15 protein-coding genes are annotated in these 19,794 nt (G+C 35.3%); 3 read left to right on the top strand and 12 right to left on the bottom strand.

The features are described 5' to 3' along the window. Positions 1 to 357: 357 nt before the first annotated feature. From DKG80_RS02150 to DKG80_RS02125, 6 genes are all read right to left on the bottom strand, one after another. Positions 358 to 2,739, bottom strand: a complete 2,382-nt coding sequence (locus DKG80_RS02150; protein WP_109829644.1) for a glycoside hydrolase family 3 N-terminal domain-containing protein — start codon at positions 2,737 to 2,739, stop codon at positions 358 to 360. Positions 2,740 to 2,896: 157 nt separating this feature from the next. Beyond that, positions 2,897 to 3,259 carry a hypothetical protein gene (locus DKG80_RS02145; protein ID WP_109829643.1) on the bottom strand — a complete coding sequence of 121 codons (363 nt, stop codon included), beginning with the start codon at positions 3,257 to 3,259 and terminating at the stop codon, positions 2,897 to 2,899. 77 nt (positions 3,260 to 3,336) lie between these two features. Further along, entirely contained in the window at positions 3,337 to 3,975 is a 639-nt protein-coding gene (locus DKG80_RS02140) for a hypothetical protein (RefSeq protein WP_109829642.1), read from the bottom strand. 89 nt (positions 3,976 to 4,064) lie between these two features. After that, the gene (locus DKG80_RS02135; RefSeq protein ID WP_109829641.1) at positions 4,065 to 4,586 is read right to left on the bottom strand and encodes a hypothetical protein; all 522 of its coding nucleotides are present in this window, start codon (positions 4,584 to 4,586) and stop codon (positions 4,065 to 4,067) included. A 66-nt stretch (positions 4,587 to 4,652) separates the two neighbouring features. Then, positions 4,653 to 5,906, bottom strand: a complete 1,254-nt coding sequence (locus DKG80_RS02130; RefSeq protein WP_109829640.1) for a Glu/Leu/Phe/Val family dehydrogenase — start codon at positions 5,904 to 5,906, stop codon at positions 4,653 to 4,655. 125 nt (positions 5,907 to 6,031) lie between these two features. Further along, positions 6,032 to 6,409 (bottom strand): VOC family protein, encoded by a 378-nt coding sequence (locus DKG80_RS02125; RefSeq protein WP_109829639.1) that lies wholly within the window; start codon positions 6,407 to 6,409, stop codon positions 6,032 to 6,034. A gap of 581 nt (positions 6,410 to 6,990) precedes the next feature. On the opposite strand from DKG80_RS02125, the gene DKG80_RS02120 reads away from it, so the two are divergent. Beyond that, positions 6,991 to 8,955: a hypothetical protein gene (locus DKG80_RS02120; RefSeq protein WP_109829638.1), complete on the top strand. Its 1,965-nt coding sequence runs from the start codon at positions 6,991 to 6,993 to the stop codon at positions 8,953 to 8,955. A gap of 225 nt (positions 8,956 to 9,180) precedes the next feature. Next, a complete protein-coding gene (locus DKG80_RS02115; RefSeq protein WP_109829637.1) occupies positions 9,181 to 9,414 on the top strand; it encodes a CBU_0592 family membrane protein in 234 nt (77 codons plus the stop codon). A gap of 175 nt (positions 9,415 to 9,589) precedes the next feature. Here the strand turns inward: DKG80_RS02115 and DKG80_RS02110 are convergent, their stop codons facing one another. The 6 genes from DKG80_RS02110 to DKG80_RS02085 all read right to left on the bottom strand — a co-directional run bounded on the left by DKG80_RS02110 (position 9,590) and on the right by DKG80_RS02085 (position 18,827). Then, on the bottom strand, positions 9,590 to 9,955 hold the full coding sequence (locus tag DKG80_RS02110; protein ID WP_109829636.1) for a hypothetical protein: 366 nt from the start codon (positions 9,953 to 9,955) through the stop codon (positions 9,590 to 9,592). A gap of 318 nt (positions 9,956 to 10,273) precedes the next feature. Then, positions 10,274 to 10,888, bottom strand: coding sequence for an OmpA family protein (locus DKG80_RS02105; protein WP_109829635.1), 615 nt, complete (start codon positions 10,886 to 10,888; stop codon positions 10,274 to 10,276). A 339-nt stretch (positions 10,889 to 11,227) separates the two neighbouring features. Beyond that, entirely contained in the window at positions 11,228 to 11,476 is a 249-nt protein-coding gene (locus DKG80_RS02100) for a hypothetical protein (protein WP_109829634.1), read from the bottom strand. Positions 11,477 to 12,041: 565 nt separating this feature from the next. Then, positions 12,042 to 14,246 (bottom strand): TonB-dependent receptor plug domain-containing protein, encoded by a 2,205-nt coding sequence (locus DKG80_RS02095; protein ID WP_109829633.1) that lies wholly within the window; start codon positions 14,244 to 14,246, stop codon positions 12,042 to 12,044. A gap of 405 nt (positions 14,247 to 14,651) precedes the next feature. Then, positions 14,652 to 16,850, bottom strand: a complete 2,199-nt coding sequence (locus DKG80_RS02090; RefSeq protein WP_109829632.1) for a TonB-dependent receptor plug domain-containing protein — start codon at positions 16,848 to 16,850, stop codon at positions 14,652 to 14,654. A gap of 1,110 nt (positions 16,851 to 17,960) precedes the next feature. Further along, complete coding sequence (locus tag DKG80_RS02085) at positions 17,961 to 18,827, bottom strand: YHYH protein (RefSeq protein ID WP_109829631.1); 867 nt, start codon at positions 18,825 to 18,827, stop codon at positions 17,961 to 17,963. Positions 18,828 to 19,054: 227 nt separating this feature from the next. Between DKG80_RS02085 and DKG80_RS02080 the strand changes: the two genes are divergently transcribed. Beyond that, entirely contained in the window at positions 19,055 to 19,780 is a 726-nt protein-coding gene (locus DKG80_RS02080) for an NAD(P)H-binding protein (protein WP_109829630.1), read from the top strand. Positions 19,781 to 19,794 lie beyond the last annotated feature (14 nt).

Genomic DNA, 19,794 nt, shown 5'->3' with positions numbered 1-19,794 from the left:
ACAATAAATCAGTGAGTTTTGAGAAAGAGACTTTGCAGAGCCGCTATTGTGATTGATTAAAACTTAGTGAAATGGCTGATTTGAATTTGTCAGAGTTTGAATAGATTACCAATCTATAAAGCTGGTTTAAGAATATTCTAATTAACCATCCCCCTCTCCCTTTTATGAACAAGGCCAATACTTCCACTTCGACAGATGATCTCTTATTTGACGGAGACTGAGACTATTTTCAAACCACAAAAATTTAGCATTGATTTTTTTCTGGACTCCTTCATATAAAGAAAAAAAAGGGGTGCTTAAGTATTTTTGTTACTTAAGCGCTCCTTAAAGGCAACAGTCCAATTAATGAACACCTAATTACTCATATTTTGTAAAAAACACTTCTCGACTTTCTAGCAACAAATCTTCTCCAATGAGATCTATCTCTCCTGAGAGTCTAATATCAGCTACCGAGGCACCTATTTTAAATTCGTACTTTCCAGACTGAACGAACCATTGATCATTTTCAAACTGGATCAATTGCTGTGGACTTACTTTGAACTTGATTTCTTCCTCTTCACCCGCTTTCAACTTTACTCTTTGGAACCCTTTCAGTTGAATAGGCTTCATAGTCGTTGGTTTCATAATAGGCGAAACATATAACTGCGCTATTTCAGTACCATCCTTATCTCCAGTATTCTTAACCTTACAAGAAATTGTAAACCTATCTCCTCTTATGTCAGACTTTGAATCAATTTTAAAATCGCTGTACTCATAGGTTGTGTAAGATAACCCGTAGCCAAACGGATACTGATAATTTTCAAATCCATTTTTGTAGTTAATTTCCTCTTTCTTTTCAGATTGTGGATAGGTCACACATAATTTGGCGGAAGGATTAACTTTTCCAGTCAAAATATCCGCTATTGCATTTCCACCTTCTTCACCAGGAAACCAAGCTTGTACTATGGCTGCACATTTATCTTCAAACTTACTCACCAACTGTTGACGACCACCAAACATAACTAACACAACAGGTTTACCTGTAGCCAGTAGCTTCTCTACAAACGCTTCTTGCTCTCCAGGCAGTCTAATTCCTTTTCTTTGACGTCCTTCTCCACATAAATAGATATTCTCTCCAACAGCAGCTATAATTACATCACTTTGCTCAGCATACTTTACAGCTTTATTCAAGTCCGGCTGAGACAACCCTTGAATGGCTATTATTTTAGCTCTGCTTAACCTATCATCCCCTAAAGAGGCCGTGTCTATAACAGATTCAAGTGGTGCACTCCAATCACAACCTCTTTCTTGCATAATTTCTACGCTAGATCCTACAGCTCTTTCGAGCCCTGCCTGTAGTGTCACTAATTTAGGATTAGTGGGATCAAATGACTTCCCGTGCCAGAATGATATCATTGACTGATAGGTATAATCACCTAATAGACAATGAACTGTATTTCCATTTGGCCCCAATAGAGCAATTTTCTTAACATCTTTCTTTAATGGTAGCACGCCATTGTTCTTCAATAACACAATAGATTGACATGCTGCGTCATAAGCCAATTTTCTATTTTCAGGACTATCAAAATCTAATTCTCCATCTTTACCAAAAACTGGATTGTCATCTAATAGCCCAAGCTTAGCTTTCATTATAAGATTTTTTCTCACCGCGTCATCAATCCTATCTTGTGTCACCAAACCTTTTTTCATTGCTTGTGGTAACAAAGGGTAAACAAACTGACCGGGAAACTCGATATCTATACCCGCATTCAACGCCAATGCACCAGCCTCTGTTAAATCTCTAGCTTGCTTGTGTCCTCTATGAACCAACCTAATCGCATTGTAGTCACTTACTATCAAACCATCGAACCCTAATTGCTTTCTTAATATTACATCAAGCATTACTGGGTTTGCTGCGACTGCCAAGCCTTTGAATTTACCATAGGAGGGCATTACGCTCTTCACCCCGCCTACTTTTATTACTGCTTCATGAGGCATTATATACTCTTCGTAGAGTTCCTTTGTATCATGATTTTGAGTCCCATATCCAGCGAAGTGTTTCGTAGTAGTGGCTACACCTGTTTTAAAATCATCTCCCTGTAGACCTTCAATAAATGAAACAGCCATAGATGATGTCAAATAAGAATCCTCACCATAGCTCTCCTCGATTCTATTCCAATGAGCAGTTCGACTTAAGTCAAGCATGGGAGACAACGCCAATGTAGCCCCTCCAGCTCTCATGTTTTGCTGAGTAGATCTAGCGTTGTTTTTTACAATCTCTGGATTCCATGAACACCCAATACCAATTTGTTGAGGAAATGTAGTCGCACCTTGAGTGGCAAAACCGGTAATAGCTTCCTCATGAAAGATTGCTGGAATTTTAGTGTTCGTTTCTGTAAGTAAATAATTCTGAAATTGTCGCACAAAATCTCTCAATTCCTCTGGCTCTATCGTCAAACCTGAAGAAAACTGACAAACATGACCTATACCATGAGGCATCATTTTTCTACATAATTCTAATGAAAGCTTCCCATCCTTCATAACATCTCTTGGACGAACTGAAATAAGCTGTGCGAGTTTTTCGTCCAAAGACATATCAGCAATAATTGAATCAACTTTAGAATCTATTTCAGCAGTAGAATAGGGTGGAGTGTTTTGTTTATATTCAACAAAATCCTTTTTACTACTACAGGCTGATATAAGTACTGCTATTAATAGTGTCGACAAAAATGCGTAAAAGGGTACTTTTTTAGTCTTCATATTTGAATTTGAATTAAATGTGACAATCACATATAACCAATGCAATTTGCCCTTAAATCAATAAACTATGAAGAGAACTAATAGGTGATCCAATCTATCCCCTAACTCTTGTGCTTTTTACCACCCACATTCAAAAAGAAGCTACAGGAAATCAATTTCAATCTTGAGAAAGGTAATCTAAAGCCTGCTCCTTTAGATCAAATAAAACCGCCTTACTAGATGTAAATGTTTGGTACCCTTTAAACAAAACCCTTTTAAGTCCAGTGATCCCTATCATGGCCGTTTTCACATTTTTTTCGGCTAGAATTTCTGCCACCCTCTCTTTACCTATTGCCATAAAGTCCGGCCCTAAAGAAGTATTAGTAAAGTCAAGAAGAATCAAAGTTTTTTCATGAGGGCTTTTACTTACTTCTTCAAAAGCTAACTCTGATTTTCCAATTAAAATAACTTGGTCTGATATTCCTGAAAGATCAACATACAGTATGTCTTTTTCTCCTTCTTTAATCCAGTTAATCGGCATATACGTTTTGGTCAAATTTTATGCTCAACATAGAGCCCTTCACAATTAGGTTTGTTGGTGTTGAAAACTTGATAAAGTTAATCCAATACTGCACTTATGTATTGAGGATAAACTTCAAGTACTTTATTATTCCCATCAATATTCTCTTCTGTAATCCACTTACCTTTGCCGAAAACAGAAACTTGACTACCTTCATTGAGTATTCCTTCTTTAAATCTTAGTTTCTTATTAAAGAGTCCCAAAAAACCTTCACTTGTCTGTCCATGTTCTAATAGGTATTGTTCAAGTGATTCAGGAATTTTGTCTAAAGCACTCAAAGAATAAATTTTATCTTGTTCAATATGACTTTTGATGGTTCCGCCTCTAACAACAGCATGAGAATGACCATCTGAAATCAAATGATCAACACATTTTTCTTCTTCAATCATCGGAGTCCACGCTGAATGTCTTCCTCTTACCTCCTCTACTAGAACATAATAATGGGAACATTGTCGCTTTGATAAAGGAGCTATCAAAGGGGAATTAACATGTTCTATATTACCTATAATCTTAATTTCCTCATTATCTTTTACTTCAGAAATTGATTTCAGAGGTAGCCTTTTAAGCCGTCGCAATTCAATTGCGGACTTACTGAAGTAATCTAAGGAAAAAGAAAATATAAAAACAGCAGCGTGCGCTGAAAAGACAATAATGGTCGAAATGGTTAAAGTGTCCATTAGGTTAACTATTTAAAAGTTAGCTATAATTGAAGCAAGTAAATTCCCCGAGAAAAAATCAGGGAATTTATTTCAAAGTCGATCCAGTTTTAGTTTTGACAAATCTGAACGGTAAAGTTTCCATTGATGGAAGATGATGAAGATTCTCTCGCATCTATTCTTCCTGTCACTTCTGTATTCGTCACTGACAATATCTCAACAGCCCCACTTGTCGCAATAATGTTCAATGGGCCACCATCTCCAGCATCTCGATCAAGCATTGTTATAGTTTGATTATCTTCAAAATCATCAAAATCAAACTTCAACTCATATACTCCCACTTCTGCATTCACTGTAAAAAAAACTATCTGATCTGGAGTTCTTGTAAATACATCACAAGGGTCGGAAGCCTCTTCTGGACTCAGTTGAATACTAATCTCTGATTCTTCAATGCCTGCAGTTCCTTGTTTAAACTCCCAATCTTTCCCATTAATAGTTCCTTGAATTACTTGATCTTTAAAATCATAACCTTGACCATCATCAAAGTCCAATAAACCATCTTCTTCTTCATCACATGCATTCATTAAAAATGCTGCCAATAGCAGCATAAAAACAAGGTTAACCTTTTTCATATATAATTAATAAAATAAAAAAGACTCTCTCCTATCTGGTGACAGCCTTAAATTGAATATTCTTTTTTATCCAAATTCATCAAAACGACTAGTAGAGACATGTGTTCTAGCCATAGTTGCCTTAGCCACTCTACCTATACCAAGAACGAAAGCAGCAGTTCTGAAATCTACATTATTAGACTTAGCAGTCTTAGCTACACTCATGTATGCTCTAGAAATAGTTTTATAAAGTTCGTCATTGATACGGTCTAATTCCCATCGAAACTGCTGGATATTCTGCGCCCATTCAAAATAGCTTACTGTAACACCACCAGCATTAGCAAGAATATCTGGTATCACTAGTACATCTTTCTTGTGAAAAATTTCATCTGCTTCAGGCGTAGTAGGTCCATTTGCTGCCTCTACAATAATCTTAGCAGCTACGTCATTGGCATTTTCTTTGGTAAGAACTCCTCCTAAAGCCGCTGGTACTAAAACATCACAATCCCATGTCAAAACCTCATCACTTTTAAATGCATCTCCACCATCAAAACCTTCAACTGTTCTATTTTCCTTTACGTACTTCATCAAAGCTGGTATATCAAGACCTTCGGGATTTGAAACTCCTCCTTTATGATCTCCTACAGCGACTATTTTTGCGCCATTCTGAGCCATTAACTTAGCAGCATGACTACCAACATTTCCAAAGCCTTGGAATGCAACTCTAAGACCTTCCCAAGACATATCTTTATCTTTAAGAGCATGTTCTAGAGCTATTGTAACTCCACGTCCAGTCGCTTCTTCCCTACCATCGCTACCAAAAAGATGTAGTGGTTTACCAGTAACTACTCCTGGAGAAAATCCATAGTGCTTAGAATATTCATCCATTATCCAACCCATAATTTTTGAATTTGTATTCATATCTGGAGCTGGTATATCAAGGTTTGGCCCAATTACTTCTTTGATGTGACCTACAAAAGTACGTGTAATATCATGAAGCTCTTTTTCAGATAGTTGTTCTGGGTCACAATTAATACCTCCCTTAGCTCCTCCATAAGGAATATTTACCACAGCAGTTTTCCAAGTCATCAATGATGCCAAAGCTTCCGCTTCATCCGCATCTACACTGGGGTGATATCTCAGGCCTCCTTTCATAGGACCTCTAGAGTTATCATGCTGAACTCTAAAACCTAAATGATGGTGAAACTGTCCATTATCTGCATCTGAAACAATTTCCACTTTTACCATTCTGAAAGGCGTGGTTAGAATTTTACGCCCTAATACAGGCAGATTCAACACATCTGCCGCTTTATTGAAATAATATTTACTCTCTTCTAACATATCATTCTTGGGATTAAATTATTGGGATATCGACAAGTTGTCGAATAAAGTCTTCGATTCCAATTGAAGACCTAAGAAATACAATCTATCTGGCCTAGGTACCAATCTTCAACGGGCTAACAATACTACTTTTTAATTCTCCATGGTGGATTAAGTCTATTTTCTCCGGCATAAAATAAAATCAACCGATTGCCATCTAAATCTTTAAGTCTAGCTTCTCTCCAAAGCCATGATTGATCTATAGGCTCTAAATCAAACTTTACACCCTCTTTCTGTAACTCAGTCACTTTAGCATCCAAATCTTCACACTCAAAATAGACATAGATTCCTTCACCTCTTGGAAGTTCATCGACTTTATGCAGTGAAAAAGATGAGCCGTTAGGGCATTCGAACCTTGCATAGTGAGGAATTGATTCAACAATTAGTTTCAACCCCAACTTCTGATAAAATGGCACTGACCTTTTAAGATCTAAAGAAGGAACCGTGATTTGATTCAGATTCATAGTTTGAGTTTTAATATTTGAATAATTAGTACTTAAATGAATACTGTCTTTAAGAAGTAGAGTTTCATATTTTTTTATCCTTCTTTCTATTCTTTTGTGAATTGCTACACCGGTTTACCTTAACATCTACTATCTAATTTTAGATAGACAAGAACTCTTTTGAATAAGGTCCAAAATATCAACTTTTCAGCATCAATACTCTGTTTTCTTCTCAGCAAAACAAGTCCACTATTCAATTGATGTATTTCTTCTACACTTTTCAGGAGAGACTACATTTAGAGGCAAGCTCAAAATCTTGTTTACACTAATTCGAACAGTTTATTATGATGAGGTCTTTATAGTAATGCTAATTTAATTCCAATCAAACCTAAAGTATGCGAAAGACAGATGTTAACACCTGTATTTTACCATAAAAAATATGATTTAGTTTTTTTATAATATAAATAAATCAATAAAACCTTAACCTATTTCAATATTTATAGGACTATACAATTATAATTTTGACTCAATTCAATATGTAAAATCAAGCTATTTGACCTCTTGCAAAGGCGAAGGCCAAGTTTATAATCTTTAACGACGTTATGAAAACAAATAAACCGTTAAACCTCCTCCCTAATACTTTATTAATATTACTCTTGACGAGCAATATTTCATGGTCACAATCGGGTAATTCTATCAGTCATGAGAGAGATGGAATCACATTCACTTTTGAGTTCAACTGTGATAATGGTCCTTGCCAATATGGTCAGTTTGTAACAGGAGACTATTGGGTCGTTCCTTCAACACCTGACGGAGTGGTTACAATTACCTCTATCTCACCTACTGGAGAAGCTAATGGTGCTATGGTCAATCCTGATCTGCTTAGAGACTCTGATAACATCCCTATCGATAGAAAGGAGCAAAAACAAGGAATTTTACCCATGTATGACCACTATGACATGAGCTTAAATCTCATGAATAGTCTACCTTATCAAGCTCATGGAAATGAATCAATATTCAAAATAAAGTCTCAAACCACGGACTGCGGAACAAAAGGAATAAGAGACGGCTGTGTTAGTACAGCTACTGTACTAACGGTTCTTTCCGAGCCTCCAGCTGAAAACGGAGCAAAAACATTTCGTCCGCCATTTCACGGTGATTTCAAACCTCTATTCACTACTGACAAACTCAGAATGGATCGGTTACCTTCCTTAACCGAAATCTCTACAGACTATGATAAACTGCTGAAAGACACTGAGCAGTGGTTAAGCCCGCAAATTGAATTGGGCCGACAGGGGTTGGGTGAATTTCACAGAGCCACGATTCCACATCTAGCACAACGCCCATACGCAGCAGACCAAGCACGTGCTATGCTGCATCAAATATCGAAACTATTCGGGCCTGGGGATACAGAAGCTAAAGAAGCTTGTTTACTTCCAATCATTCAAAAGGGTATTGATAATTATGGGGTTTTCAAAACCAAAATACCTTTTAGTTCTGGTGCTGGACAACATCTTGGTAAAAAACCACCTTTAACACTTTTTGCTGCTCTTTATGATGACAGAGAACTTTTAGAAGAAATCAGAGCGATTGCTCTGGATGATTACTATCAGGATAATTCTTTCTTCCAGGAAGATTCACAAATACGTGTAGGTCCAAGCGGCATGGCCGTATGGGGCGACTTTGACGCCACTTTTTCTAATGTTAACAGGTACTTTGGTTTACTATATCCGCGTCTTGATAATAAAGGAACTTTTGGGGACCCTTATCGATATATTGATGGGCCAGCCGGAGCTATACATCCTGATAAAAGTCAAACAAGAGATAGAAACTACATCACTGTAGCAGGAGGAGCTCTTATCAGCTATGCTTTTTTACAACATTTAATGCCTTGGTATAAATATGCAGCTGGTGATCCTGAGATTCTTCTATGGGCGGACAGAATATATGATGGTTATGGAATACCCAACTTTGATGGCGGGTTATGGACTGTTCCTGACCCGGTAGCCCCTTATGATAGAAACGAGTCTGATTGTCACCCTCACAAAGGAGGAAAAGGTTGTGACAACTACGGAATTACTTGGGGACCTAATTTAGACGACCCTTCAAAATTCATTCCTCACAATGGTGACCCATACAAAGACGGCCGAATGCCAGAATTACATGGTTACAAACTTGAATTCAATAGATTGATAAGACTTGTAAAAGATCATTGGGATGACCTTCGACCTTGTGCTGACCCAAGAAACCCTAGTTATCCATGTGAAGGGTTAGGAAGTACTCCAAGTTTTTATGATCCACTCAGTATTGATAGCCAAGAAACTGCGTATTTCAATATTAAGCAGTTAGGAAACATTTTAACTTTCGAACTAGATACAAGTATAGAGCAGTTTGATATTTCTATTCATTCAATAGATGGCAGGCTACTCTACTCTAAAACGCAAAAAGGAAATGAAATTAGCATTTCGATAGATCATATATCTAATTCTCGAAAGGAATTACTCGTTTATCATATCATTTCTTCGAATTCGAATCTATCCGGAAGAGTCTTGTGTGATTACAGATAATGATAAAACTCTACAGGCACGAGCTAGACGTTTGTGCCTGTATTTTATTCTATAACTTTAACTCAATACCCACAAAATAGAACCTGTCAAGAAAAGTCTTACACAACAACTTGACATCAATATACCCTAAAGTCCCAATTATTTCGATTAATATAGAAGCTTTGAAAAAGTAACTTATTCTAATAAAACAATGTTACTAGGTTATAAATCTAAAAAGTAAGTTAGATGAATGGATTAGAATTTATCGGATGGCTAGGAGCTATTATTCTTTTATTAGGCTTTGCTTTGAACCTTTTCAATAAGATTAACACAGAATCTACTTTTTACATTCTGTCAAACCTTATTGGTTCGTTCTTATTACTTTACAACGCTTTCCAAAACAACGCTTATCCTTTTGTAACAGTCAATTTTGTATGGGTGATATTCTCCGCATACAAACTATTTAGAAAGAATAAGTAACTGTATTATACTCGATATTGAGTAAATACAATTTAAAATATACTTAAACATTACCTCCAATTCTAAAATTTCAGAAACTACGATTTGAAATCCGAAGTTCTCATTACTAATCTACACCCTCGAATAATTTTGAATTCCAGTCTATTAAAGAATAGACTAAAGGATTTTATAAAATCTATATTTCGATTGACTCAACAATCTCATAGGCCTCTTGAATAGATTTAACTTCAACAGCTGTATACCCAGCAGAATTAGTTAAACGATTGAATTGCATCTTGGAAATTGGATTTTCAACGACTCGCACAATTTTTCCTACTCCAATTTTGAACGCTTCCGCCTGAGCAGCCTTTATTTCTTCTGCACCCTCTGGAGAAGCAGGTTTCATTTTGCTAATGTCGTTGATCACTGTAAATCCTTGAGTGAGTTTTGCCATCTCACTTTTAGCTTTTTGTGCTGCTTCAGTTAGTTCTTTGTTCGTCAAAAAACCTTCAAGCTGTATTACTAGAAGATTTTTTTGCTCATCGGCTTTGATAAGGTACATTGTATTGAATATTTAGTATTTAAATGTTAATCACAATAATACAATTCAAACCTTTTAAATTCTAATTTTTAGACCTGCTATAAAACAGATATAACTCATAACTGTACCAAGTCATTTAACACATATTTTGTACGTTTTATATTTCGAATAACTAGAGTCCTCAACCGGAGTATTTAATAAAATAAAAGCGTGTGTTTGAATAGAAATAATTATTATTCCAACACACGCTCTAATTTTCAATAATAGAAAATATTTAAATCTAGTCCAGCTTAAATTATTATCAATTTAAACTCAATAGATTTCAGTACACACTTTAATTCAATGGGTGATTTCAAATTCAACTCTTCTATTTTGAGCTCGTCCCTCCTCCGTATCATTACTTGCTACGGGATTAGCTTCACCATACCCTTTTGACATGATCCTAGCCCCTTCTATTCCATCTTCAATCAAGTATTGTTTCACTGCATCTGCTCGTTCTTGAGAAAGCTTTAAATTCAATTGTTCATCTCCTGAACTATCAGTATAGCCAGACACCTTTAGTTTAAAACCTTTATGAGCCTTCAATACCATAGTGACATTATGCAAATTTGGCTTGGAATCTTCAGTTAAAACGGCTTTACCTAGTACAAAATTAACACCCTCTAATGCTGATTTAAGAACTGCTTTTTCTTCACTAGTTAACTCTGGACATCCATCATTATCTTTCGTCCCCGCCTCATCTGGACAATCATCACTTTCATCAGGTACGCCATCGCCATCAGAGTCAACGGCTTCACCACAGCCTGAGTCACCCAATAGATTTGGCGCTATTACACAGAGGCCATTTGAAGTGACTACTTTGTTTCCATTTCCACTTACAACATTACAACAAACTTGAGCATAAGTAGAGGTAAAAGCTAATACGAGAATAATTAAAATTAAACTTGGTTTCATAGTTTTAGTTTTAGTTTGATTATTACGTTAAGCTAAGAGTTTTATCTTTAAATAGTGGATTAATAGAGAATAATAGACAACACTCTAAAAATACTATAGCTAAGCTAATTAGCTAAATGGAGTATTAATGATCAAAAGTACCTTCAAAAACAGCCTATTTGTTGTAGATATTAAGAAGCACCTACTTGATAGTAAAAACAAAGTTTTTCAAGCAGATGCTCAATTATTTAAAAATTCATCAGGTTCATCCCATTATAAACTTTGAAGCCTTATCTGTAGATTCAAAAACCATTATTGGTCCGAGCTTATCAAACCTAATACCAGTTTGAGCTAAACGCTTCATTTGCATTGAAGTAATAGCATATCAGTAGCAAATACATCCTTTTCCATACCTGCTTCCACTGCAAAGTTTTGCGCTTGTATAAAAGCTTCTGCTACTTCCGGTTTCAAAACTTTTGAATCCATTAAATCAACAAAAACTCTAAATGGTTTTCCTTCGTAAGTATTGACTATTCTACCGAATTCCTGAGCTGCTCTTTCAAATTCCGATAGTTCTATCAGACCATTAAACTTTACTGTAATAATCATAGAACCATTACTGGCTGCAGTTTAACTAAAAGTGTAATTATTATTCTCCATAACTAGTTTTAATAAGAAAGTATTGAATTTTATTTTCGTGAATAAGCACGAAATAATTAGTAAAACTAAGGCTGAAGAAACTAGTTTTCAACTCTATGTATTCATTGAATACTTACCACTCTTTTCCTTAAAAAGAAATTCAATTCCGACGAATAATCTTTGGCGAAAAATAAAATTGAGCCTATTTTCAATTACTCAAAATACTCTACCAAACTCACTGAAAAAGTAACCGATAGATTTCAGATAGTTCATAACGAAAATTGTTAGCAGAACATTTGTTGGTTCAATTATTATAAAGCCCTTAGTTATGACAGCACTCACCTATTGGCAATTTTCCTTACAGATATGCAAAACAATGGCATTATCAAATAAATAAGAAGGGTTAAAAAAAGATGTAAGACAGCTGTAGACCAAAATTTGGTTGGTGAAAATTGACATAAAAAAAACGTCAATTTAAAAAACAGAAAAACTCTTTTACAAACTGACGTCTATATTTCATTTATAGTTTTAGTTCTCAATAATTAAGTTTTATCCCCACTGCGTAGATAGAACTTAAATAATCAGTCCCCATACCTTCAGGAGAAGTCCGATCAGTAATATTTCTTCCTGTAGCGAATACTCTAAACCCTTCTCCAAGAGAATAGTTAATGGTAGCATTAAGTGTAAACTTTGATTCAATATTGGATACAGGCTGATCAATAACCTGACCTGTCTGAAAACTATATTCGTTTTGCAAATGAAGAATATGATCTCCAAAATAATATCCCGATAAATCTATTGACAATTTATTTATAGGCTTTGCTATGATATTAAAGCCACCCCAAACATCAGGAATAAATTCACTCTTCTGATCAGTCACACTATCAATATGCCCTTCTAAACTATAATCTGGTCTATCCCAAGCACCTTCTACATTATAATATGGAGAATAGTCTTTTAGATCTGTTCGTTGCACGGTCACATTTGGTCTTAAGATTAATTTTTTATCCAACAGATCTAAGCTAAATGCTAAAGTTGTTCCTATTTGATTTGCACTGAGTCTTAGGTTAGAATAAATAAAATCAATATCTACATTAAAACTTTCATCTACCCTAGGTGTTTGAACAATTGGCATACTGAAATTTTCGAATGTTTGATGAAAAATAGTTACATCTACACTTAACCACTCAGTAAAATTCCCTCTATATCCCAACTCATAAGTTGTGTTGGTCATGACATCTAGATTGGGATTACCTATTAAATTGACATACGTACTTGTAGGAGCACCTTCAGGAGTAACATCACCTTCTGAATTTAAAAAAGTTGGTACTATGAATACACTGTTACCAGACTTACCTGTAAAGGCTCTAACAATATGATTTTTACTAATCTGATAATTCACTGCGGCTCCATATGTGAATAGTCCATTTTCTGAAGTTGAAAAATCATCATATCTTCCTGATAACACAACCCTAAAAGGGTTATTAGGGTTATAATCAAAACTAACTGCTCCAGCGAAGTTATCAATAGTTCCTTCTTGGTTAAAAATTCCGTCGACACCTTTATCTACAGTATAGGCCTTGTCACTAGCATACGCCGATCTAAAACTAATAGCAGGCCTCACAGTCAAATCATCCTCCAATAAATGAAAAGAATAATCTCCGTAGATATCTAGGTTATAATAATCTGCCTGATTTTCCTCCCCATTGCCTGTTAAACCCTGAATACCATCAAGGTAAGACACCTGAATAGTTCCATCATAAAATTGACCAGCCAAATCAATAAATTGACTTTCGTTGATATATGTACTGATCGTAGCTGAGGATATTGCTAACGGATTAAAAGCAGAAGACTGATTTAGCCCGCCAGTCAATCTTAATGAAATATCTTCATTTACATCGTAATATATTTTCGCAGTGCTAGCTACTGCAGACACGCTTTTTTCAGGGGCTGGGTACCAAGTTACCCTTTCTTCAATATCATCAGAAAAAATACTATGGTTTTCAAGATCGACATATTCTAAAACCTCATCATCATAGAATCTCTCATCAGGTCGTGTTCGAAAATTATAATTGACCGAAAGGTCTACAGCCAACTTATCACTAACACTCTTACCTGCATAAACAGAGCCAGTATTGATATGAGTACCAGTTTGCACAAAACCACTGACATTGTTTTTTTGATCTCGAATATCTTTAGTTATAATATTTATTACACCAGAAACTGCATTAGGTCCATAAAGTGGTGCTGTTGGTCCATATACTACTTCAATTTGCTGTACTTCTGCCAAACCTACAGGCAGGTTTTCCCAAAAAGTACCACCTCTATAATAACTAAATACTGGACGATTATTTATCATAACTAATATTGAAGTATTAGTATATGAAAAACTATAAGCAGGTAATCCATCCACCCCTCCTCTGATAGATACATCATATGTACCATTAGAAGTCTCACGTACTAATACTCCTGGACATGTCCTGAGCGCATCTGGAATGGAAGTTGCTCCCATTTCAGAAATTTCTGCAGAAGTTATTACGTAAGAGCTAAGAGGGGAATCAAATAATGATTCGCTTTCACGTGAGGCAGATACTATAGACACATTCATTAAATCTTCTAATGACATGTCCAAAAAGCCATCATCCTTGGGTTCTTTTGATTGAGCAGTAGAATCGGTTTGAAATAAAAAAAGTAAGGATAAGGATAGGCTTAGAAAAACAGATATTTTTCTATAAAACATTGGTTTTAAAGTTTGTTAAAAAATTAAGCTGATACTAGGTTAAGCAAACGGGAAGCAAATATAGATTTATGCCCGAGCTTTCAATTTAATTTTCTGACGTACTATCAAAAAGGTAGGTTGAACTTTATAATTTACTCGTTGAAATGCGATCTTCATTAAAATTGTTTATTACACTGTGGTTCTATTCTGCAAAAAATGATCCTAAGTATGGTATTTGTAAAAGAATTTATCTCCTACAGAAACTTCAACTGTTCAGCTAATAGGTATTCCACTAAGTATATCATCTATAAAAAGATGAACATTCATCGCCAAAAAATGCTACTGTTACAAAAAAGAGTGCCCGTTTAATGTCGAATAATCAGCATTTAAACAAACACCCTTTATGTAATTTAATTTGGCTTTAACTTAGTAATTAAGCTTCACTCCTACTGCATATATAGAGCTTAAATAGTCACTACCCATGCTTTCTGGAGAGACCTGATCAGTAATATTTCGTCCAGTAGCAAATACCCTAAAACCATCTCCAATAAAATAGTTTATAGTAGCATTCAAGGTGAACTTTGAATCAATAATAGATGCTGCCTGATTAGTAATCTGTCCATCTTGGAAACTTGATTCATTTTGTAAGTGAAGTACATAGTCACCAAAATAGTAACCAGATATATCTACAGAAAGCTTCTCAAAAGGTTTCGCTATTAGATTGAATCCACCCCATAGATCAGGAGTAAACTGACTTTCTTGATTTTTAACGTTATCCACACTTCCAGTAAAATCTTCACCTCGTGCTCCTATAACATTATAATTGGGTGAGTAATTTTCAAGTTCCGTCTGCTGTACCGTCAGGTTAGGACGTATGATCAATTTCCGATCCAATAAATCAAAATTAAATGCTACTGTGGCTCCAATCTGGTTTGCTGTCAAATTAAGATTAGAATAAACAAGATCAAGATTCAAAACGCCTGGTTCTCTAATTAAATCAGGTTGCTGCAATACTGGCGTACTGAAATTTTCAAACGTTTGATGAAATACTGTAGCATCTATACTCATCCAATTCGTCAAATTACCTCTATACCCAAATTCATACGTGGTATTGGTCATGACTTCTAGATCAGGGTTACCAATTATATTGATGAAAGTACTAAATGGGGCTCCCGGCGTAGAAAAATCAGCGCGTGTATTTAAAAATGTAGGAACTATGAAAACACTATTCCCAGATTTACCTGTAAAGGCTCTGAGCGCGTGTTTTCTCCCTATTTGATAATTCAGTGCAGCTCCGTATGAAAACAAGCCATTTTCTGAAGTAGAAAAGTCATCATATCTTCCCGACAAAACTACTCTGAAGGGATTGACTGGATTATAATCTAAACTAATAGCTCCAGCTAAATTATCAATAGTTCCTTCTTTATTAAAAATCCCTTGAACTCCTTTATCAACAGTATAAGGCTTATCACTGGCATAAGCAGATCTAAAGCTTACAGCAGGCCTTACTGTCAAATCATCATCTAATAAATAAAAAGAATAGTCTCCGTAAATATCAAGGTTGTAGTAATCTGCTTGGTTTTCTTCTGCATTACCTGTTAGCCCCTGAAAACCATTAAGGAATGATACTTGAATAGCCCCATCATAAATTTGCCCTGTCAAATCAAGGAATTGACTCTCATTTACATAAGTACTGATTGTAGTAGATGTAGTCAGAGATGCTAAAGGTTTAAAAGCTGCAGACTTATTCAAACCACCTGTCAACCTAAGCGAAATATCTTCATTAAGATCGTAATATAATTTAGCTGTACTCGCCACGATGGAAGCGCTCTTTTCTGAATCAGGATACCAAACAGATTTTTGAAAATCGGTCAACACACTATGATCTTCCGTATCGACATATTCTTCCGCTGTCGCGTCATAAAGCCTTTCATCTGGCCTAGTACGAAAATCATAATTAACTGAAAGATCAACAGCCAACTTTTCATTAACACTTTTACCTGCGTAAATAGATCCGTTATTTATATGGGTTCCTGTTTGAACAAACCCACTTACTCTTGTGCTTTGATCTCTGATATCTTTAGTAATAATATTGATCACTCCCGATACAGCATTTGGACCATACATAGGTGAATTAGGACCATAGACTACTTCAATTTGCTGTACTTCAGCAAGTCCTACTGGTAGGTTTTCCCAAAACGTACCTCCTCTATAATAGCTAAATACCGGACGATTATTAATCATTACAAGAATAGAGGAATTGGCACTAGAAAAACTATATGCAGGCAATCCATCTACCCCTCCTCTGATAGATACATCGTAGGCGCCGTGAGCTATTTCGCGAACAATGACCCCTGGGCAAGTTCTTAAAGCATCTGGAATAGAAGTTGCACCCATTTCAGATATTTCTTTAGAGGTTATAACGTAAGAACTTAAAGGGGAATCAAATAATGATTCACTTTCACGGGAAGCAGATACAATCGAAATACTCATCAAATCTTCTAAGGACATATCTAATATATCATCCTCATCAGAATTAATTGACTGGGCTAAAGATTCGTTTTGAATTAAAAAAGATAAGGATAGTAGTAGGCTTAGAAAAACAAAGCTTTTTCTAGAAAACATAGGTTTTAAAATTTGTTAATACAATTATACAAGTACGAGATTATTAAAATTGGGGAGCTACGCAAATATAAATTCAAGTTTCTTCTTAATATGATCTTTATCATTCGAAAAACGGTATCAACCATTATAAAAACGGTATCAATCATTATACCCCCGATAAAAACTCCTATTCTTCTATAAAAGAACCTTCTCATCTATCCTCTCGACCTTTTACATAATCGATTTACCAGATAGTAATTTATAATATAGTTTGGTTAATTAGTTCTTGATCTTAAAGCAGCCCCCTTGATTAACCTGCTTTATGCACTAGAACTTTATTCCAAATAAAGAAAACTTCAGGCCAGTCTCTATACTAGGTTTTAAACATTTTCTACCGTGGAACTTAGCCTCTCTGTTAAAAGTCCTTGACTAATTGTTGTTTAACTTTCACTACATAGTTAGAACTCATAAGTCGGTTTAAAGATGAATAATCATCTACCTATTAAAAACCTCCAAACAAAAAGTAAAAAGTGTAAATCGTTTTATGGTACACTGTCCATCAGAAAAAAAAAATGCGCCCCCCAACCACCTCGCATATATGCGTACCCTTTATAGTACGCATAAAATAAATTTGAGCTTTTTAAAATTATGCGACCTCTCGGGACCACGCATATATGCGTACCCTAAACACCTCGCATATATGCGCGCCTTATCTACCTCGCATATATGCGCACCCCATATAGTACGCATAAAATAAATTTGACCTTTTTGGAATTAAGTATTGGATCAACTTAGCAAAAAGTTTGAATAGAGCTAATAAAAATAGTTTCTAGCAGAACAATGGCTTCTCCGAAATGATTACCTGTTGAGTTTTCTCAAAAATTGCACTCTTTTCTAATGCTATGTATTAGGACTCTTTGATTAACTGACAATGAGTGGTTTTGCAATTAAAATTAACTAAGAGATTGAATTCTTCTGCTAATATCAAAAAACAAAATCTATAACACATAAAACTGGGTAACAAGCCCCCCTTGGATATAAGTATAACTTATATCTCATCCAGAAAGGATGAATATTATAATTCTTGATTTGTGCTACCTGTTACTGATTATCAATGCGTAGACTCTTCGTCTAATGATGTCTATGAGGATGAAGTTCTTTAAAAACCCCTTTCAAACAACGACTAACATAGGGGTATTCTTGGGTCACAAAATAGGCATATTGACCATTTACTTCTATTCCATTACATTCATCCAATTGTCCATATCCCTCTTTATAAACCCAATCTGAAACAAATGTCCCATCTGGCTGAGTGCTATTGAAATCTTTATACATAGTCCTTTTGGGATTAGAATATTCACAAGCATTTCCAGTCCTGAGTTTTTCAGATAAAACATAGCTTGGCTTATATTGACTGCTTTTAGAATAGTACATTGGAAAACCATCTATAGCATAACCGATCAGAATTATATCTCCACCCCTATCAAGTAACTTAATTAACTCAGTAGGTACTCCATGATAATGATAAGCTCCAGAACGTTGAACATGAGCATTATTAAAATCTAAACCTAATTGCACCAAATCCTGAAAAGCCTCTATTTTAAATACCTCACCTGTTTCACATACAAACCTTTCTGCAGTTCCTGGTTCAAACTTTACTCCATTTACTGCAACACCAGGTTCCCTTACCCATTTTGCATGAGTCCCTATCTCTGGATCTATAGGGAATTTGTATTCTCTATTTTGTGATAAAATTGTATTTGGATTTCCTCTTCTTGGGTAGTTTCCAGTTGGATGATTAGGCAACGCATTAGTTTTCATAACTCGAAAACTATCGTTCAACGTCACAATAGTTTGGGTTCCGTATTTAACATCGAATAGTCGATATTCCTTGTTGAAATCAATTTTCTTGAAGTCAGCATAATCGACTTTTGTGTCGACATAAAAACTAGAACTAATTAGAAAAAAGAACAGGAAAAAAATCTGTCTGTTTCTCATACTATACTTTTTGGTTTAAACAGTTAGACTACATTTCACATTCAATCCCTCGATCAACGAAATAAAACAACACGTTTTCATTAATAATAGATTAAAACTTGTGCTTTCATCACTTCAAACCCTGATTAAGTAATACATCTGACTAAATTAATGACTGCAAAAAGAAATTTATAAAAACTGTAAGACTGCCGCTCTATTTTACTACAAATGATCAAAACCAATATATCATGAAAACTTTAGTAATAGGAGCCAACGGAGCTACCGGAATACATCTTGTAAATCAACTTATTAATATGAATCAGGAAGTAAAGGTTATTATAAGAATGACCTCAGAATATCCTAAAAGCTGGAACAATAACCTTCATGTAAAAATTATTAAAGCAAATATTTATGAACTTCATGTCAATCAAATGGCCGAATACATCAAGGATTGTAATGCGATAGCGTCCTGCTTAGGACATAATCTTAGCTGGAAAGGGATTTATGGAAAACCTCAAAAACTCGTAACTAATGCAGTAAAATTACTTTCTGATGCTATTGTATGGAACTCTCCAAATCGTCCAGTAAAATTCGTATTGATGAATACCTCTGGAAACAACAACCATGATATACCTGAAACAAATAATGTTGGAGAAAAAATAGTTCTTGGGTTAATTCGATTACTACTTCCTCCTCATTCTGACAATGAGCAAGCTGCAGAACAATTAAGGTTGAGAATAGGTCAAAACCATCATCTAATAAACTGGGTAGTCGTAAGACCTGATACATTAACCAATGAGAAAAATGTAACGCCATATACTCTTCATCCTTCCCCTACAAGCAGTCCTATATTCGCTGCGCAAAAGACAAGTAGAATTAATGTTGGCAATTTCATGGCAAAACTTATGACGGAAGATGATTTATGGAATAAATGGAAAGGTCAAATGCCAGTGATCTACAATTCTGAACAATAGTATCTTTTAAAGCT

This window comes from Reichenbachiella versicolor, from assembly GCF_003171675.1.
GTDB lineage: Bacteria > Bacteroidota > Bacteroidia > Cytophagales > Cyclobacteriaceae > Reichenbachiella > Reichenbachiella versicolor.
This window is presented reverse-complemented; position numbering and strand designations above follow the sequence as displayed.

What these genes read in the sequence shown, in the direction of transcription:
- DKG80_RS02085 (WP_109829631.1), bottom strand. Translation starts at nt 18,827, where the DNA reads ATGAGAAACAGACAGATTTTTTTCCTGTTCTTTTTTCTAATTAGTTCT.
- DKG80_RS02135 (WP_109829641.1), bottom strand. Translation starts at nt 4,586, where the DNA reads ATGAAAAAGGTTAACCTTGTTTTTATGCTGCTATTGGCAGCATTTTTA.
- DKG80_RS02110 (WP_109829636.1), bottom strand. Translation starts at nt 9,955, where the DNA reads ATGTACCTTATCAAAGCCGATGAGCAAAAAAATCTTCTAGTAATACAG.
- DKG80_RS02080 (WP_109829630.1), top strand. Translation starts at nt 19,055, where the DNA reads ATGAAAACTTTAGTAATAGGAGCCAACGGAGCTACCGGAATACATCTT.
- DKG80_RS02125 (WP_109829639.1), bottom strand. Translation starts at nt 6,409, where the DNA reads ATGAATCTGAATCAAATCACGGTTCCTTCTTTAGATCTTAAAAGGTCA.
- DKG80_RS02100 (WP_109829634.1), bottom strand. Translation starts at nt 11,476, where the DNA reads ATGATTATTACAGTAAAGTTTAATGGTCTGATAGAACTATCGGAATTT.
- DKG80_RS02115 (WP_109829637.1), top strand. Translation starts at nt 9,181, where the DNA reads ATGAATGGATTAGAATTTATCGGATGGCTAGGAGCTATTATTCTTTTA.
- DKG80_RS02120 (WP_109829638.1), top strand. Translation starts at nt 6,991, where the DNA reads ATGAAAACAAATAAACCGTTAAACCTCCTCCCTAATACTTTATTAATA.
- DKG80_RS02130 (WP_109829640.1), bottom strand. Translation starts at nt 5,906, where the DNA reads ATGTTAGAAGAGAGTAAATATTATTTCAATAAAGCGGCAGATGTGTTG.
- DKG80_RS02105 (WP_109829635.1), bottom strand. Translation starts at nt 10,888, where the DNA reads ATGAAACCAAGTTTAATTTTAATTATTCTCGTATTAGCTTTTACCTCT.
- DKG80_RS02150 (WP_109829644.1), bottom strand. Translation starts at nt 2,739, where the DNA reads ATGAAGACTAAAAAAGTACCCTTTTACGCATTTTTGTCGACACTATTA.
- DKG80_RS02140 (WP_109829642.1), bottom strand. Translation starts at nt 3,975, where the DNA reads ATGGACACTTTAACCATTTCGACCATTATTGTCTTTTCAGCGCACGCT.
- DKG80_RS02095 (WP_109829633.1), bottom strand. Translation starts at nt 14,246, where the DNA reads ATGTTTTATAGAAAAATATCTGTTTTTCTAAGCCTATCCTTATCCTTA.
- DKG80_RS02145 (WP_109829643.1), bottom strand. Translation starts at nt 3,259, where the DNA reads ATGCCGATTAACTGGATTAAAGAAGGAGAAAAAGACATACTGTATGTT.
- DKG80_RS02090 (WP_109829632.1), bottom strand. Translation starts at nt 16,850, where the DNA reads ATGTTTTCTAGAAAAAGCTTTGTTTTTCTAAGCCTACTACTATCCTTA.